Origin of the sequence: Actinomadura roseirufa (assembly GCF_900659635.1) — a bacterium.
Classification (GTDB): Bacteria; Actinomycetota; Actinomycetes; order Streptosporangiales; family Streptosporangiaceae; genus Spirillospora; species Spirillospora roseirufa.
Window position 1 is genome coordinate 1 of the sequence record NZ_CAACVB010000193.1, and the last position, 15027, is coordinate 15027.

Annotated in this window: 18 protein-coding genes and 1 tRNA gene; 15 read left to right on the top strand and 4 right to left on the bottom strand. The window is 70.8% G+C overall.

What is annotated here, in order from left to right; all coding sequences use genetic code 11:
* The 7 genes from E1291_RS30190 to E1291_RS30220 form a co-directional block, all read left to right on the top strand.
* Positions 1-273 (top strand): dienelactone hydrolase family protein (locus tag E1291_RS30190; RefSeq protein WP_503108249.1); only part of this gene is annotated, 273 nt, incomplete at its 5' end.
* Between the two features lie 119 nt (positions 274-392).
* Positions 393-785, top strand: coding sequence for a nuclear transport factor 2 family protein (locus E1291_RS30195; RefSeq protein ID WP_131741480.1), 393 nt, complete (start codon positions 393-395; stop codon positions 783-785).
* Between the two features lie 99 nt (positions 786-884).
* Entirely contained in the window at positions 885-1835 is a 951-nt protein-coding gene (locus E1291_RS30200; protein ID WP_207401016.1) for an AraC-like ligand-binding domain-containing protein, read from the top strand.
* 92 nt (positions 1836-1927) lie between these two features.
* The gene (locus tag E1291_RS30205) at positions 1928-3373 is read left to right on the top strand and encodes an aldehyde dehydrogenase family protein (RefSeq protein ID WP_131741482.1); all 1446 of its coding nucleotides are present in this window, start codon (positions 1928-1930) and stop codon (positions 3371-3373) included.
* An 82-nt stretch (positions 3374-3455) separates the two neighbouring features.
* Positions 3456-3527 (top strand) — tRNA-Val (locus E1291_RS30210).
* A gap of 132 nt (positions 3528-3659) precedes the next feature.
* A complete protein-coding gene (locus E1291_RS30215) occupies positions 3660-4013 on the top strand; it encodes a hypothetical protein (RefSeq protein ID WP_131741483.1) in 354 nt (117 codons plus the stop codon).
* A gap of 271 nt (positions 4014-4284) precedes the next feature.
* Entirely contained in the window at positions 4285-4689 is a 405-nt protein-coding gene (locus E1291_RS30220) for a PASTA domain-containing protein (protein WP_131741484.1), read from the top strand.
* Between the two features lie 81 nt (positions 4690-4770).
* Here E1291_RS30220 and E1291_RS30225 read toward each other — a convergent pair whose 3' ends face one another.
* Positions 4771-5601 carry a phosphotransferase enzyme family protein gene (locus E1291_RS30225; RefSeq protein WP_165495350.1) on the bottom strand — a complete coding sequence of 277 codons (831 nt, stop codon included), beginning with the start codon at positions 5599-5601 and terminating at the stop codon, positions 4771-4773.
* Positions 5602-5680: 79 nt separating this feature from the next.
* On the bottom strand, positions 5681-6892 hold the full coding sequence (locus E1291_RS30230; RefSeq protein WP_131741486.1) for an NsdA family TPR-like regulatory protein: 1212 nt from the start codon (positions 6890-6892) through the stop codon (positions 5681-5683).
* Between the two features lie 297 nt (positions 6893-7189).
* On the opposite strand from E1291_RS30230, the gene E1291_RS30235 reads away from it, so the two are divergent.
* The 6 genes from E1291_RS30235 (at position 7190) to E1291_RS30260 (ending at position 9916) form a co-directional block, all read left to right on the top strand.
* The gene (locus tag E1291_RS30235; RefSeq protein WP_131741487.1) at positions 7190-7552 is read left to right on the top strand and encodes a hypothetical protein; all 363 of its coding nucleotides are present in this window, start codon (positions 7190-7192) and stop codon (positions 7550-7552) included.
* On the top strand, positions 7549-7791 hold the full coding sequence (locus tag E1291_RS30240; protein ID WP_131741488.1) for a hypothetical protein: 243 nt from the start codon (positions 7549-7551) through the stop codon (positions 7789-7791). The genes E1291_RS30235 and E1291_RS30240 overlap by 4 nt, the downstream gene beginning before the upstream one ends.
* Before the next feature lie 395 nt (positions 7792-8186).
* Positions 8187-8444, top strand: coding sequence for a hypothetical protein (locus E1291_RS30245; RefSeq protein ID WP_131741489.1), 258 nt, complete (start codon positions 8187-8189; stop codon positions 8442-8444).
* A 160-nt stretch (positions 8445-8604) separates the two neighbouring features.
* Entirely contained in the window at positions 8605-8829 is a 225-nt protein-coding gene (locus tag E1291_RS43415) for a hypothetical protein (protein ID WP_207401017.1), read from the top strand.
* Between the two features lie 14 nt (positions 8830-8843).
* Positions 8844-9185: a PadR family transcriptional regulator gene (locus tag E1291_RS30255; RefSeq protein ID WP_131741490.1), complete on the top strand. Its 342-nt coding sequence runs from the start codon at positions 8844-8846 to the stop codon at positions 9183-9185.
* The gene (locus E1291_RS30260; RefSeq protein ID WP_131741491.1) at positions 9182-9916 is read left to right on the top strand and encodes a hypothetical protein; all 735 of its coding nucleotides are present in this window, start codon (positions 9182-9184) and stop codon (positions 9914-9916) included. The genes E1291_RS30255 and E1291_RS30260 overlap by 4 nt, the downstream gene beginning before the upstream one ends.
* 289 nt (positions 9917-10205) lie before the next feature.
* Here the strand turns inward: E1291_RS30260 and E1291_RS30265 are convergent, their stop codons facing one another.
* Positions 10206-11330: a hypothetical protein gene (locus tag E1291_RS30265; protein ID WP_131741492.1), complete on the bottom strand. Its 1125-nt coding sequence runs from the start codon at positions 11328-11330 to the stop codon at positions 10206-10208.
* 314 nt (positions 11331-11644) lie between these two features.
* Complete coding sequence (locus E1291_RS30270) at positions 11645-12112, bottom strand: helix-turn-helix domain-containing protein (protein WP_131741493.1); 468 nt, start codon at positions 12110-12112, stop codon at positions 11645-11647.
* A 129-nt stretch (positions 12113-12241) separates the two neighbouring features.
* On the opposite strand from E1291_RS30270, the gene E1291_RS30275 reads away from it, so the two are divergent.
* On the top strand, positions 12242-13348 hold the full coding sequence (locus tag E1291_RS30275; protein ID WP_207401018.1) for a serine hydrolase domain-containing protein: 1107 nt from the start codon (positions 12242-12244) through the stop codon (positions 13346-13348).
* Positions 13349-13780: 432 nt separating this feature from the next.
* On the top strand, positions 13781-15027 hold a 1247-nt coding region (locus E1291_RS30280), incomplete at its 3' end, for an ATP-binding protein (RefSeq protein ID WP_165495351.1).

Here is a 15027-nt window from a genome sequence, read left to right on the forward strand (position 1 = left end):
CGGGTCGCCGCCGTCGTGTCGCGCGGCGGCCGCCCCGACCTCGCCGCCCCGTCGCTGGGCCGCGTCCGGGCCCCCGTCCTGCTGATCGTCGGCGGCCGCGACACCGAGGTCCTCGCGCTCAACGAGCAGGCCCGGCGGAGCCTCGACGACGCCGAGCTCCACGTGGTCTCGGGGGCGACGCACCTGTTCGAGGAGCCGGGCGCCCTGGAGGAGGTCACCACCCAGGCCGCCGACTGGTTCAACCGCCACCTGGCGGAGGCCACCTCTCCCTGACCGGGCCGCCGAGTCGTGCCGCCACAGACAAGCACTGTTCCGACAGAGCCAAGAGCACCGGCGGCCGAGGCGGTGGACTGGCCCGGACGATCGTTCCCAACCCCGACAGGAGCACGAGAATGAGTGAGGCGTCCGACATCGTCAAGGCCCACTACGCGGCCTCGGACCGCGGCGACCTCGGCGGCATGCTCGAGGCGTTCGCCGACGACGTCGCGTGGACCGAGATGGCCGGGTTCCCCTACGCGGGCACCTACGTCGGCCTCGACGCGATCAAGGCGGGCGTCTTCCAGCGGCTCGGCGCCGAATGGGAGGGCTTCCGCGCCGACCCGGACGAGCTCGTCGACGGCGGCGAAGGCGTCGTCGTGGCCATCGGCCACTACTCGGGCACCTACCGGGCGACCGGACGGGCCATGCGCGTCCGCTTCGTGCACCGCTGGCAGGTCGAGAACGGCGCGGTCACGGGCTTCGAGCAGTTCTGCGACACCCACCTCGTCCGCGAGGCCATGGGGTGACCGCGGCCCTGTCCGGACGGACCCGCCCCTGGCCCCTCCGGTCCGGACAGGGCACTATGTGGGAGAACGGGGGATCTCACCAGGGGTAACGTCATGTCGATGCTCATCAGGACGGCGGCCGTGCCCGCGCCCGAGCGGTTCGAGTTCTGGCGCAGCTCGGTCTCGGAGATGTTCGTGCCGCTGCGCGCCGACACGACCCGTCCCGACCATTTCGACGGCCGCCTGCGCGGCTTCGAGCTGGGCGCGCTGCGGGCGGCCGAGGTGGCGGCCACCTCGCACGTCGTCCGCCGCACCGACGCGCTGATCGCCCGCGCCGACCCCGGCCACTACAAGATCGGCGTGCAGCTCAGCGGCTACTGCCTGCTCGGCCAGGACGGCCGCGAGGCGGCGCTCGTCCCCGGCGACCTCACGATCTACGACACGACGCGCCCCTACACGCTCGCCTTCGACGACGCCTACCGGCAGCTCGTCCTGATGATCCCGCGCCGCCTGCTGCACCTGCCCGCCGACGCCGTCGCCGGGATCACCGCCACCCGGATCTCCGGCCGCCAGGGCGTCGGCGCCCTGCTGTCGCCCTTCCTGGTCCAGCTCGCCGGGCATCTCGACGAGCTCGACGGCCCCGGGAGCGTCCGGCTCGGCGACAACATCGTCGACCTGCTGGTGACGCTGCTCGCCGAGCGCCTGGACGTGGGCGCGCCCACCGCCGACTCACGCCGCCGGGCGCTGCTGTTCCGGGTCCGCGCCTACATCGAGCGTCACCTCGACGACCCCGACCTGTGCCCCGACGACATCGCCGCCGCGCATTTCATCTCGTCCCGCCAACTCTACAAGATCTTCCAGGAGGAGGGCACGACGGTCTCGATGTGGATCAAGCAGCGGCGCCTGGAGCACTGCCGGCGCGACCTGCGCGACCCCCTCCAGCTGAACCGCCCGGTCAGCGTGATCGCGGCCCGCTGGGGCTTCGTCGACGCGGCCCACTTCAGCAGGCTGTTCAAAGCCGCCTATGGCGCCAGCCCCCGCGAGTACAGGGTGACCGTCTCCGGCGGCTGAGACGGCCGCAGTCAACACCCGTACGGCCACGGACAAGACGTTCCCCACCGGCGCCCTGGATTCTGGGTCAAACGCTCTGTGGGGAGGCCACCATGAACACACGCGCCCGGCTCTACATCGGCGGGGAGTGGACCGACGCCGCCGACGGCGCCGAGTTCGCCACGTCCGATCCCGCCACCGGGAAGCCGCTCGGGACGTGCGCGGAGGCCGGGCAGGCCGACGTCGACAAGGCCGTCACCGCCGCCCGCGCCGCCCTCCGCGACCCCGCCTGGACGTCGATGTCGCCCAGCGCGCGCGCCCGGCTGCTGTGGCGCGTCGCCGACCTGATCGAGGAGCACGAGGCTGAACTGGCCGAGCTGGAGACCCGCGACCAGGGCCAGCCGCTCGGCGTCGCCCACGCCGTGAGCGTCACCGGCGCCGCGGAGCACTTCCGCTACTTCGCCGGCTGGTGCACCAAGATCGAGGGCGCGGTCTCCCCGGTCTCCTTCCCCGACACCCTGCACTACACCCGCCGCGAGCCGGTCGGCGTGTGCGCGCTGATCACCCCGTGGAACTTCCCGCTGATGATCGCCGCATGGAAGCTCGCACCCGCCCTGGCCTGCGGAAACACCGTGATCCTCAAGCCGGCCGAGCAGACCCCGCTGACCAGCGTCCGGCTCGTCGAGCTGTGCGAGCTGGCCGGCTTCCCGCCCGGCGTGGTCAACCTCCTCACCGGCGGCCCCGCCGCCGGCCGGGCGCTCGTCGCCCACCGCGGCGTGGACAAGGTCTCCTTCACCGGCTCCAGCCCGGTGGGCCGCGAGATCGTCCAGCAGTCCGCGGGCGACCTCAAGCGGGTGACCCTCGAACTCGGCGGCAAGGCCCCGAGCATCGTCGCCGCCGACGCCGACCTCGACCGCGCCGTCACCGGCAACCTGCAGGGGGCCCTGCTGAACAGCGGCCAGGTCTGCGCCGCCTACACCCGCCTGTTCGTCGACCGCCGCCGCGCCGACGAGTTCACCGAGAAGCTCGCCGCGGCCGCCGCCGGCCTGCGCCTCGGCCCCGGCCTGGACCCCGAGACCCAGATCGGCCCCCTGGTCTCCCTGGAGCACCTCGACCGCGTCGACTCCTACGTCCGCACCGGCCGCGACCAGGGCGCCGACCTGGTCACCGGAGGCCACCGCGCCGACCGGGACGGCTACTTCTACGCCCCCACCGTCTTCGGGGGCGTCACCGACGACATGACCATCGCCCGCGAGGAGATCTTCGGTCCGGTGCTGTCGGTCATGCCCTACGACGACCCCGAGGAGCTCGCGGCCCGCGCCAACGACACCGAGTACGGCCTGGCCGCCTCCCTCTGGACGAGCGACCTGGCCACGGCCCACCGCCTGGCCGCCGACATCCGCGCCGGCGCCGTCTTCATCAACATGCTCCCCATCCCGGACGCCGCCGCCCCCTGGGGCGGCTTCAAGTCCAGCGGCTGGGGCCGCGAGATGGGCCCGTACGCCATCGACGCCTACACCGAGGTCAAGGGCGTCTGGGTCCACCTCGGCAACTCCTGACCACACCCCACCGCACCGCCCGCGCCCGCCCCGAATCCGTTTCGCGATCGCCCCCGCGGACCGGGTACGCTTTCCCGGTCACGGGCGCGTAGCTCAGGGGTAGAGCACTCGCCTTACAAGCGAGGAGTCGGCGGTTCGAAACCGTCCGCGCCCACCCAAGCCAAAGGCCATGATCCGCCCTGCGGATCATGGCCTTTGCCCGTCTGAGCGACCAACTGAGGGACCCGCGAGGTGGCTACGACAGTTCGTCGACCCCGGGGCCGCCGTGTTGAGTAGCTTGGCGCCAGTGACCGACGATGATGAGCGTGACCGGCTGGCGCAGGACTTGCTGCGCCTGAGTCTCCCCGAACTGGTCGATGTCCTCCAGCGTGTTCTGCCGGCTCACGCGGAACGAGGCACCATCGTGCCGTCGGTCTTGGTGCTCGCTGAAATCTCCTGGGTGTCAGGCGGAGACTCGTCCTCCAGGGAGCTGTCCATTGAGGGAGTTGCCTGGCCCGATCGTGACTACTACGACGGCGGCTTTGGACCGGAGCCGGCGCTGTATGAACAGGGCACATGCCCTGTCTGCCAGTTGGATGTCACTTCGACGGCCAAGCGTGCCTTCTGCCCACAGTGCGGGACGCTCTGTCAGCTCACCTAGGACGCAGGGTGAAGATGCCGTTCCCATTGATGGATCTGAGCCCGGCCGCGAGTCGCGAGCGCTACGGTCGCCAGCTTCGCACCCGCCGGGCCGCCGTCGAGCGCGCCGTCCTCCGCGCTCGCCTACATCACCACCGGCACCTGGCCGGATCGTGACAACCCGCCTTGGAATGTGAACGGCCCTCAGGCCTGGCACGCCCCACCTGCACCCTCCGCACCAGCCCGCCCTCGGCCGCCATGAGCCGGGGACATCAGCAACTGAACGGGAACCCATGCGCACCACCACCATCGCAGCCGCTGGCCTGCTCGTCGCCAGTGCCCTTGCCGCCTGCGGTCCCGTTGACCAGGCTGGCGCCGCTAAGCCGGTCAAGACCGTGACCGTCGCGCCGACCACCGCGCCGCGCGCGGCCGGCACGACCAAGCACACGGCGGCCGCCGCCGAGCCGACGCCCAAGCTCATCCGCGTCCCCCGTGTCGTCGGGCACAACCACCAGGCCGCGCAGAATGAGATGCAGGCCGCCGGGCTCTTCATGCTCCACGAAAAGGACGCCACCGGGCAGGGGCGCCTGCTGCTCTGGGACCGGAACTGGGTCGTCGTCCGCCAGAGTCCGGCTGCCGGCAAGCGCGTCGGCCCCGACACCCCGATCACTCTCTACAGCAAAAAGATCGGAGAGTAGAGGCCCCGCCGAAATGATTCGACTGGGGTCGTCTCGATGAGCGCGCCCATGAGCGCCGCGAAACAAGGGGGACCGTTGCAGCTAGCGCTGTGGGGAATTCCAGTGCGCGAGCTTGTCTCCGGTGCGGGCGGTACTGATACGGTACGCAGCCTCGTCACGGTCCCACCTGCTTTTCGGGGCCTTACGCAGGTACGGACTCAGTCCGGTAATCTCCCGCGTTCGGATCAGCGTCTCCGCATCCGGCCATTCCCGGACGTCCCATTCATACTCGGCTGCGAATGCGTCCAACTCTTCTGGATCATGACGGCCGAACCGGCGCGCCATGTAGTGCACCTGGATGAGGTCCCACTCGCGAGGCCCATGGGCGACATGATCCCAATCGCCGAGGATGACACGGTCTGTCGTCCGGATGAGGTTGTTGCTGTGAGCGTCCCCGTGCACCAGCCCGACCGGCAGGGCCAGGTCCATCTCGGTCCAGCTGTGGCGCAACTGCTCGATCTGGTCGCGTAGCCATGTACGGTCGGCTGCGGTAACGCCGTCAGGATGCTGCCTAATCGCGGCTTCCACACTTTCGAACGGGTCGGCCAGTGGTCGCAGCGGGATCGGTGGGGCGGGCTGGCGGTGCAGCTGGTGAAGCAGCCGACCGAGCTCGGCGCCGGTGGCGGGAGGTTCGGCGACCACGTCATCCAGCAGCAACCAGACCGAGACCACTCGCCCGTCAACGAGGAACGGATCGACTTCGGCAGGCTGCACGCATGGATAGCCACGCCCGGCGAGCCAGCGCGTGACAGCCACAGACAGGGTGACGCGGTCCAGCGCGTTGGGGTTGGTCCCCACGCGCGCGAGTAGCCGCGCAGTGGGCAGCGCAACCACGGCGTTACTGTGCTCGTTCAAAAGCCTGGCGTCGTCCACGGGGACACCGCAGCGCGCAGCGACCTCGGTTAAGGCGTCCCGGAGCTCGGGCGAAATCATGGGGAAGCGGTCCCCGCTCTCAAAGGCCACAATCCCGCAAAACGGGGGCGGCTGCTTCTCGGAGTTCGACTACGGCCGGGTTGCCCTCGTACGGGGTGAGCGCATCAAGCACCTGCACCACACGGATGCAGAGGCGGCGGGATGAGATCTGGGACGCGAGCGCGACAAGCTGGTGGCCGGTGGCGCACGCCGCTTCCGGCTGCAAGGCTTGGGCGTGGCCAATGGCCAGCACACCGAGGCTGAAGGCCCTCGGTCGCGCGGCTGTCCGCACCGCGAGGCATTCCTCAGCCGCCTGAACGGCCTGGCCTCCCATGCCGAGATTGATGTAGCAACGCGCCTCCTCGTGGCGCAGATTCCCGTATCCGTAGGCACTCGTCCAGCCGGGCTCTTCGGCGTCGCCGGCGCGCTCGTAGGAGTCCCAGACGGTACCGAGAACACGTTGTGTCTGTGCCCTGTCGCCCAGCAGCGACCAGGCCAGGGCATTCTTGCCGGTCAAGAAGGCGCGGCCGAGAGGCGGGGCTGTGCGCGCGATACTGGCCGCGCCCTCGGTGTAGGCGAGCGCCTGCTGGAGGAGGGGCTTGCGGCGACCGACCCGTGCTGAAAGGGCGGCTTGGTGCATCTCGTGCTCGCCGCGGCGGGACAGCACCCACGCGGTCAGACTGAGGTCGTCGCTCTCGGCGGCCATGCTCGAAGCGCGGCCGAGAAGGCTCAGTGCCCGACCCAGGCGGTCAGCGTCGAGTTCCATTGCGGACAAGCGCAAGGTGAACTCGGTGCCGATCCCGAAGAGCTGCTGTTTGAGCTTCGTGGGCGCGCTCGCGCGAAGCATCGGCTCGATTACCGTGTCGAGGTAATCGGACGCCTGCCGGCGGATGGTCCGGCCGCCAAAGCGCCGGTCAGAGGCGGTCAGCGCGGTCAGCATCATGCGCATCGCCTCAACGTCCCCCTCGGCAGCCGTAGGAACTGGAAGGCGCTGCGCTTGGGGGTTGAAGAGTTCTTCCTGGCTCATGCCGATTACCCGAGCGTAAAGGATCTGGTAGCGCTCCGAGATGCGCTCGATCCCTCCGCTTTCCCAACGCTCGATATTGCGTATGAGACTTCGAATGGATGGCATCTTATGGGGATACTCGGCGACGTTTCGCAGCTCTTGCGCCATTCGTGGGATATCCCAGCCGCGCGCACGGCGCTCGTTGCGTAGACGGGCACGAACTTCAGGAGTCGTCGCATAAGCCATGAGCGTGCACCTCGCTCAAGATCGATGGGGCTCCGGCACCACAGATGTCGGAATCTGTCGACCATTGTCGTCTAGAGGGGGGCGGCCGATGCCGGTTCGCTGAAAGTAACCGATCCACTACCAGCCAGGCGAGGTCTCATTGCACCCCAACCAGCCCGTTTCGCCACGGTGCTCCGGTCCGCTGCGCGGGTTGGCCTGGGGCGGTGGTATCGCCGCCATCGAGGTGAGCACCCCGGCGATGCTGCGGGAGCCCCTCCAGGAGGGCGGCAGCCTCGGCAACCGGACCGCGGGCCAGCCATGACCGACTGGGCGAGTACTTCCAAGGCGCGTCGCGAGGCGCTGGAGTTGCAATTCCCCGGCGTTAGGGCCTGGTACGGCAAGGCCACATCGCAGTGGTGGGCCCTCATGCCGTGGCACGGTATGAAGGAAGCCTTTCTTGTCGGCGGCGTCGACTCCATCGAAAAGCTCGGTCCGCTCCTGTTGCAGGAGCTGGACCGCAGAGGAGCTCTGGCGGGGTCGTCTGCTGCGGCCGCGGGCCGTCCTGGTACCGCCCGCAATGGCGGGATGGTCCAGGGTGGTCGCGGCGGCGCGGAACGCGACTTGCGTTCCGTGCCGCTGCCTCGGCACCAACCGCGCGGCTACGGGTGGAGCACCCAATGACCAAGGGGCCCCTCGACGACAGGCGCGCCCGTGCCCGCGACATCTCCGAGGCCGTCGCCGCTTACTTCCTCACTCTCGACAACATGCTCACCGCCCGCAAGTACTTCCAGGGCGAACGCACCGAGCATCCCGGCCTCTACGCCTGGGGAAACATCATCGAGCGCGCCGCCGCCCGGCAACGCGAGCGGGAAGGTCAACAGCAGCGCGGGCAGGAGCAGTCGGACGCCCCCGCCCCATAGAGCCCGAGGGCGGCGCCCCGTGAGGTCCCACCCCTCGGAACCCAGGGCCAGGCGCGCCGTCCCCATCCCCCTCCCGCGGCCCTGGGCCATACCAGCGCAGCGCCCAAGACCGCGAGCACCAACCCGCCCAACGATCGAGGAGATCCTGTGCCTGACCTGCCCGTCCTGCTCGACCGGCCCGGCTTGGAGGTCGACCATTCTGGTCGCGCCGACATGTTGCACGCGGCGTCGCGTCGCCGCAGGAAGGACGGCCTCCCCGCACCCGCTGCGCACCGACCGCGGGACGCTCGGGTGGACACGCGGCCGGTGCGTCCTCGCAACGAGGACGGGCGCCTGAACGTCGAGGGCGGTGACGGCCTGCCTTGGCCGCACGTAACCGAGCGGGTCAGCGGCTCATGAGCGCCGAGCGGCTGGAAGAGCTGGCGGTGCTCGTGAACCGGCGGTTCTTCGACGTGTCGGCGAGGCTGCCGTCCGGCACGGAGATCCTTCACATCCGCTCTAGCGGAAATGGGCCCTTGTTCGTGGTCTGGCGCCCTCAATACGGCGCGTACTTCCAGTACGGCGGTCCGGACCAGAAGTACGCGCGGCTCGGTGCGACCGCTGAGCAGACAGCCGAGGAGATCGGCCGGATAGTCGGCGTCGCTGCTTCATAGGCTCCGTGGTCCCCGGGTTGACGGCGTGTGCCCGGGGACCATGGACACCTCCAAAGGATGACCCGTCGTCTCTGAGGTATCTGGCGGAGCCACGTCGGCGGGTTGTCCCCCCAGGCGCGAACTCCGGTGCCGTGTCGTCTTCGTATGTAGAGTACGAGGCATGGGCTATGTAGAGTTCGAGCGACGTGGGAGTGGCGCGGGTCGGTCCGGGGTGTTCGTCGCCTGGGAACTGCTGGCGTGGCTGGGGATCGCGGCGGCGGCGTTCGCGGCGGCGGTGCTGGCGGTGCTGGTCCCAGCGGCGGCGGCACCGGTCGGAGTGGCGGCGGGGGTGGCGGGCGTGCTGCTGGCGGTGCGCAATGGGCTGCCGGGCGGTGGCGCGCGGTGAGCCGGGGACCGCGGATGACGCTGCAGACCCAGATGGTGCTGCGCCAAGCACTGCTGGAACCGGCCCGCGAGTGGTTCGGGCTGGAGATGGTGCAGGCCACCGAGCTGCCCACCGGCACGGTGTACCCGATCATCGCCCGGCTGGAACAGGCCGGGTGGATCACCTCCCGCTGGGAAGAGCCCGGCGAACAGCGTGACGCCGATGCCCTGGGCCGTCCCCGCCGCCGCTACTACCTCCTCACCCAGGAGGGCGCCGAGAACGCCCGGCTCGCCCTGGCCAAGGCCCACGCCAACCGCGCCACCGCCCCCCGCCCCTGGGACGCCCTGCGCCCCCACGCGCCCGGAGCCACCCCATGAGCCACCCCGGCGACCCGAGTCGCCCTTTCCTCCAGCACCCGCCCAGGGCGTACCTAGAAGGCCAGGATGACCCCGCGCTGGAGGCCGCGCTCGCCGACCTTGTCGCTCGCGTCAATCCCGCCGCGCACGCCGTGGCGCGCGCGGCGGAAGCGGCGAGGGTGGATGCGGGTATCGAGTTCGTGGTGATGGCGCTGGACAACTCGGCCGACCTCGGTTGGCCGAGCCTGTCGAACGTGGCGGTCGCGGCGTCCATGGCGATGCAGGCGGCCGACGAGGCGGCTGCGGCGGCGGGCAGGACAGACCTGGCGGACGCGGTGGAGGCGGTGCGGCACGCGGTGGACGTGGTGTTCACCGCGTACAAGGCCAAGGGCCGCGCCGCAGACAGGGCGGTCACGACGCGGGAAGGGGTGGACGCAGCGGTCGAGGCCCTGCAAGGAGCCGAGCGAATCTTGAGCATGCTGGTCGGCGACCAGGCTCGGCCTCACGCGGGGGCCGATGCGGGGGCAAGTGTGGCACGGCCGCCGGGAGCACTCACAAGCCGGCTGCTGGGTGCGGCGTGCGCGTTGTTACCTGCCAAGGACCGGGGCCGCTACGCCGAGGAATGGCTGAGCTTGCTGACCGAACTGCCCACCCGCCGGGCCCGGGCCGCTCACCTGCTGTCCATCCTGTGCGGCGCGCCCCGCCACGCCTGGACGCTACGCCGCCATCTCAAGACCGTCCCGCCCGCCTGACCGACAGTCAGGTCGCATGCCCGGCTCGCCAGGCCGGGCATGGTCGCCCGGCGACCTGCGCCGTCGGGACGCCTTTGAAGGCGTGCCGATACTTTTCACCTGTGGCCAGATCGCTCAGTGGTGGGGACCATCGTCCAGGCTCAGAAGCCATGCGGGGCGGGGGCTTGCGTTCTTGCGGGTGATCTTGGCTTGCATGCGAGGAGCCGGGGGTTCGGAAGTGTCTGTGCTCACTCGTGTCGAAGGCCATGACCCGCCCCCCGGGGATCATGGCCTTTGACCGGTTATCGGGTTATGAGTGGGTGAGGAGGTTGGGGGCGCCGGCGTTGGTGGCCCAGATGGTGTGGGCGCCTGGTGTTGTGGCTAGGCCCTGGATGGAGTTGTAGGTGCCGCTGGTCGGTGCGGGCTGCTGGGTCCAGCGGGTGCCGTCCCAGTGGATGAGCAGGGCGCTGTAGACGCCCGCCTGGTCGCCGTCGGTGAAGCCGAAGGAGTTGCCGCCGGCCCAGACGTCGTTCGGTCCCCGTGCCGTCACGGCGGCCAGGACGCCGCTGCTGATGGTGTTGGGGGTGGTGGAGTCGTGGTCGAACGGGCTCGGCACGATGGACCACTTGGTGCCGTTCCAGTGCTCGGTGAGCGTGATGGGGGTGGCGAAGTTGCTCTGGTTGCCGACCATCCACACGTCATCGGGGGCGATGGCGACCACGGCGTTGGGGACGGGCGAGTTGCTGTCGGTCTTGCTGTCCGTCTGCGCCATCGGGACGACGCTCCAGGAAGTGCCGTCGTAGTGCAGGGCGTACAGGGAGTCAGGAGCCGCCGAGAGGTGGCCCCACGTTCCGACGGCCCAGATGTCGCTGGCGGACCTCGCGCTGATGGCGGCGAGCTGTGAGCTGTAGAAGTCGTCTGTGGCGGGGTCGGGCACGGTGATGCGGCTCCAGGACGTGCCGTCCCAGTGCTCGACCAGTGCGAACCGTCCGTCGTGGCCGACGGCCCAGGCGCTGCCGGCGCCGGTGGCGACCACGCCGTTCAGGCCCGCCCGCCGTCCTGTGATGGCGGGACTGGGCGAGATGCTCCAGGCGCTGCCGTCCCAGTGGCTGACCTGCGGGCTGGAGATCTTGTAGCCGGAGCTGCTCACGCGCCCCACCGCCCAGGCGTCCGCCGGGCCACGGGTGGCGAAGGCGTTCACCCTTCCGATGCCGCTGGGCGCGGCGACCTGCTGCCAGGTGCTCCCGTTCCAGTGCGCGAACCCGGGGGAACCTAAGGCCCACGCGTCCGAGTCGCTGGAGCTGCTGATGGGGCCGCTGACCCCGGTGGCGGGCGACGCTGTCCATCCGTCGGCGGCGCGGGCGACACCGCCCGGCAGCACGAGGGCGACGGCGGCGACGATGCCGCCGAGCCGGCGTGTCCAATGTTTGATCATGCGATTTCCCTCCAGAAGGCCGAATGCCATCTGGAGTGGGCACGGGTCCTGCCTCCGGCCGGTTCAGCATTTCCGGCGGCACAATCCGGCCAATGTGGTTCGTCCGGTGGGTGTCCCCCTGGCGGTCGCGCGGCTGGCGGAGGGAGTCGGGCCGTTCGCTGAATCGGGGCCCTGCTGAGCAGGCGATACGGGCCCGCGTCCGCCTGTGGTGAGCGAGGCCGGAGTTCTGTGCCGGGTCGTCGCTTTTCGTGAGAATTCGATCCCCGGGTCATTGGACGCTTGCTTCGGGGTGGTGAGGGGAATTCGCCGGCTGCTCAAGGGGTGGGATTTCTCGGGGTTTCCACGGTGGAGACGTCCACGTCGTGGACGATCCGGGGCTGTGCGGCGATGGCGCCCGTTGCGATGAGGATCGTGCAGGCCGCCAGGGCGAGGCGGCGTCTGGGAGCCGGTCGCGAGGGCGGGGCCGGGGCCGGTGCGGGCGTGGCCGCCTTCATCGCAAGGCGCTTTCGCGCGGCGAGCCACGCGGCGGTCTCGTTCTCGTCCAGGCCGCAGGCCGTGGTGAAGGCGATCAGGAGGTCTTCGCGCGGGAGGGTGGCGCGGCCGAGCATTCCCGACGCGGTCGAGAACGGCAGCCGCAGGCCCGCCGCCTTCGCGCGGGCCTCGATCTCGCGGAAGGAGAGGCCGGACCATGCCTTGAGGGCTCTGAGCGCGTGCGCGAACTCCGCGGCCGTGGACGCGTCGCCGGGCGACGGGCGCCGGATCTCTCGGCCTTCGTCGGTCACCTGGAACCTCCCCGAACAGCAGGAACACCGCATACGTACGAACGCGTACAAGCCCGTACGGATCACAGGATTGTCCACCGGCGGCGGTGGCGTGGACGCTTCGGCGCATCCCACCGAACAGGAGCACGGATGAACCGCCGAAGGCATGTCCTGACCACGTTCGCCGCCATGGCGGCGCTCGCCGTCGCGGGCGCCGTCCCGGCGCGCGCGGCGTCCGATGCCGGCATACGGGAGTTCCTTGACGCGACCCTTCCGGAGGGGCCGGGCGGCACCGTCGTCGCCGTCCGCGACGGGCGGCTCGTGCACTGCGGCGGCTTCGGGCTCGCCGACCGCGAGGCGGGGATCCCCGCCGGGTGCGACACCGCGTACGACGTCATGTCGATGACGAAGCAGTTCACGGCGGCGGCGGTCCTCAAGCTGGAGATGGAGGGCAGGCTGCGCGTCACCGACGTCGTCGGCCGGTATCTGGGACCGGTGCCCGCGGACAAGAGCGGGATCACCCTGCACCAGCTCCTGACCCACACGTCGGGTCTGGATGACATCGGCGACGACTACGACCCGGTGTCGCGCGACGCCATGGTGAAGGGTGCGCTCGCCTCCCGGCTGCTGTTCGCGCCGGGGGAGCGCTTCCACTACTCCAATCTCGGCTATAGCGTCCTGGCGGCGATCGTCGAGGAGGTGTCCGGCCTTCCGTTCGAGCGCTACCTGGCCACGCGGCTCTTCGCCCCGGCGGGGATGACGCGCACCGGGTACGTGCTGCCGCGGTGGCGGCCCGGCGAGGTCGCGGTCGAGTACGACGAGCACGGCGCGCGGCAGGGGAGGCCGTACGAGCATCCGTGGGCCGAGGACGGACCGTACTGGTACCTGCGCGGCAACGGCGGGCTGCTGTCCACGCCGCGCGACATGTACCGCTGGCACCGGGCGCTGGAGGGCGACCGGGTCCTGTCACCGGCGGCGAAGCGCGCCCTGTTCGCCCCGCACGTCCACGTCGGTGTCCGGAACGGCGCCGAGTTCTACTACGGGTACGGCTGGGGAGTCGTTCCCCGCTCCGAGGCGGGCCCTCTGGTCGAGCACGACGGAGGCGACGACTGGTCGTTCGGGGAGTTCGCCCGGTTCACCGGCCGCCGGGTCATGGTCTTCTGGATCACGAACCACGCCTATCAGGACGGCCGGTGGAACCTTGAGGCCCTCAACTGGCGGCTGACGACCGGAGTCGCCGACCGGACGGGCGGCTGATTCGGCGAGTTCTTTCGGAATCGCCTGCCAGGGGCCATGGTCCGTTATTTTGGATCATGGCCCTTCCGCCCGGCGGTCCATTTATTTCCGACAATTCGGACGCAAGTCCATCCTGTAGCTGGTCCGGTACGCTCCGATTTTTCATTTGGGCCCGAATGACCTCGGAGAGCCGGGTGGGCCGCCTCCGCTTTCGTCGCCGAAACACGACGTGAAAACAGGATCCGCGCCTTGACGACCCGTCGCCGTTCGCGATTTGCTTACGCCCGTCGTGATCGCCACCCGCGTGAACGCCGCGAGTTCCGCCGTCATCGTGCGCCCCCGCGCCCTCCGGAGATCCTGACGGGCGACGGCCCGCCCGCTGAGCCCCGAACCCGTCCGCGGGGCCTCCTCGTGCGTGCTCGTGAAGCCATGCCCCGACCCCCGGAAGCGCCCATGACCCCCTCCCCGGCCACCCCGACCCCGCCCGGCGCGAAGACGCTGTGGCGGGCGGTGCCGCTCCTCGCCGCCTGCGTGACGGCGGCCGTCCTCGCCGGCCCGCTGCTGTCCGGGTCGCCCGCGTGGTACCTCGCCGACGTGGCCGTCCTCGCGATGTCCGCGGCGCTCGCGCGGCTGTACGTGCTGCGCCGCGCCGAGACGCGCGAGCTCGCGCAGCGCCGCCTGCGGCTCGAGCAGCAGGTGGCCGGCATGCGGCGGGACGGGGACGAGCGGACGGCGCGCGATGCCGTCCTGCAGGCCCGCCTCGACGAGATGTCCGCCCGCCACGAGGCCGCGGTCACCGCGGTCGAGTGGCTGGTCGCGGCGCAGCCCGAGACGTTCGCCGGACGGCCCGTCCCGCCGCTCCGGCGGGACGGCGCCGTGGCGCCGGACCCCCGGCTGGAGAAGGCGCTGGCCACCGGCCTGGAGGGCGCCGCCGCGGCGGGGCGTGACCACCAGGACATCCTGGAGTCGCAGCAGCTGACGATCGTGGCGTTGGCGCGGCGCGTCCAGTCGGCCATGCACCGCGTCCAGGCGGAGGCCGCCATGACCGCCGAGCGCAACCGCGACCTGCCCGAGGTCTACCTGGCCTGCCAGACCGTCGACCACCTCGCGGCGCAGGCCGCGCGGCTCGCCCAGGGCCTCGCGGTGGCGTGCGGGACGTGGGAGGGCCAGCAGTGGGACACCCCCATGCGGCTGGCCGAGGTCGTGCAGGCCGCGCAGGCACGCATCGAGGACTTCCAGCGCGTGAGCGTCGAGGGCGACCCCGACGTCGCGATCACCCCGATGGCCCTGGAGGCGGTGATCCACGTGATGGCCGAGCTGCTGGCCAACGCCACCGAGTCCTCGCCGACCGCCACCACCGTCTCGGTGAAGGTGACGGCGGCCGCGCAGGGCGCGGTGTTCCGGGTCGACGACCACGGCGCCGGGCTGGAGGAGCCCCGCCTCTCCCAGGCGCGCGACCTGCTGAGCGGCGCCCGGGAGCTGACCCTGGCGGAGATGGGCGAGGTCCCGCGGCTCGGCCTGCCCGTCGTCGCCCGCTACGTGCGGCGGCACGGCTTCAAGGTCACCCTGGACGAGTCCCCCTACGGCGGCCTCCAGGTCGTCGTCCCGGCCGGTCTCCGCCGTGCCGAGCACGACCAGCGCCGATACTCCGGCCAGCCAGGCGCCCCGGCGCGGAGCCGGTCTGACGGCGGGGAGGCGGA

Excerpts from the sequence above, each read along its gene's own strand:
- E1291_RS30195 (WP_131741480.1), top strand. The coding sequence starts at position 393 with ATGAGTGAGGCGTCCGACATCGTCAAGGCCCACTACGCGGCCTCGGAC.
- E1291_RS30200 (WP_207401016.1), top strand. The coding sequence starts at position 885 with ATGCTCATCAGGACGGCGGCCGTGCCCGCGCCCGAGCGGTTCGAGTTC.
- E1291_RS30205 (WP_131741482.1), top strand. The coding sequence starts at position 1,928 with ATGAACACACGCGCCCGGCTCTACATCGGCGGGGAGTGGACCGACGCC.
- E1291_RS30220 (WP_131741484.1), top strand. The coding sequence starts at position 4,285 with ATGCGCACCACCACCATCGCAGCCGCTGGCCTGCTCGTCGCCAGTGCC.
- E1291_RS30230 (WP_131741486.1), bottom strand. The coding sequence starts at position 6,892 with ATGGCTTATGCGACGACTCCTGAAGTTCGTGCCCGTCTACGCAACGAG.
- E1291_RS30235 (WP_131741487.1), top strand. The coding sequence starts at position 7,190 with ATGACCGACTGGGCGAGTACTTCCAAGGCGCGTCGCGAGGCGCTGGAG.
- E1291_RS30240 (WP_131741488.1), top strand. The coding sequence starts at position 7,549 with ATGACCAAGGGGCCCCTCGACGACAGGCGCGCCCGTGCCCGCGACATC.
- E1291_RS30245 (WP_131741489.1), top strand. The coding sequence starts at position 8,187 with ATGAGCGCCGAGCGGCTGGAAGAGCTGGCGGTGCTCGTGAACCGGCGG.
- E1291_RS43415 (WP_207401017.1), top strand. The coding sequence starts at position 8,605 with ATGGGCTATGTAGAGTTCGAGCGACGTGGGAGTGGCGCGGGTCGGTCC.
- E1291_RS30255 (WP_131741490.1), top strand. The coding sequence starts at position 8,844 with ATGACGCTGCAGACCCAGATGGTGCTGCGCCAAGCACTGCTGGAACCG.
- E1291_RS30260 (WP_131741491.1), top strand. The coding sequence starts at position 9,182 with ATGAGCCACCCCGGCGACCCGAGTCGCCCTTTCCTCCAGCACCCGCCC.
- E1291_RS30265 (WP_131741492.1), bottom strand. The coding sequence starts at position 11,330 with ATGATCAAACATTGGACACGCCGGCTCGGCGGCATCGTCGCCGCCGTC.
- E1291_RS30275 (WP_207401018.1), top strand. The coding sequence starts at position 12,242 with ATGAACCGCCGAAGGCATGTCCTGACCACGTTCGCCGCCATGGCGGCG.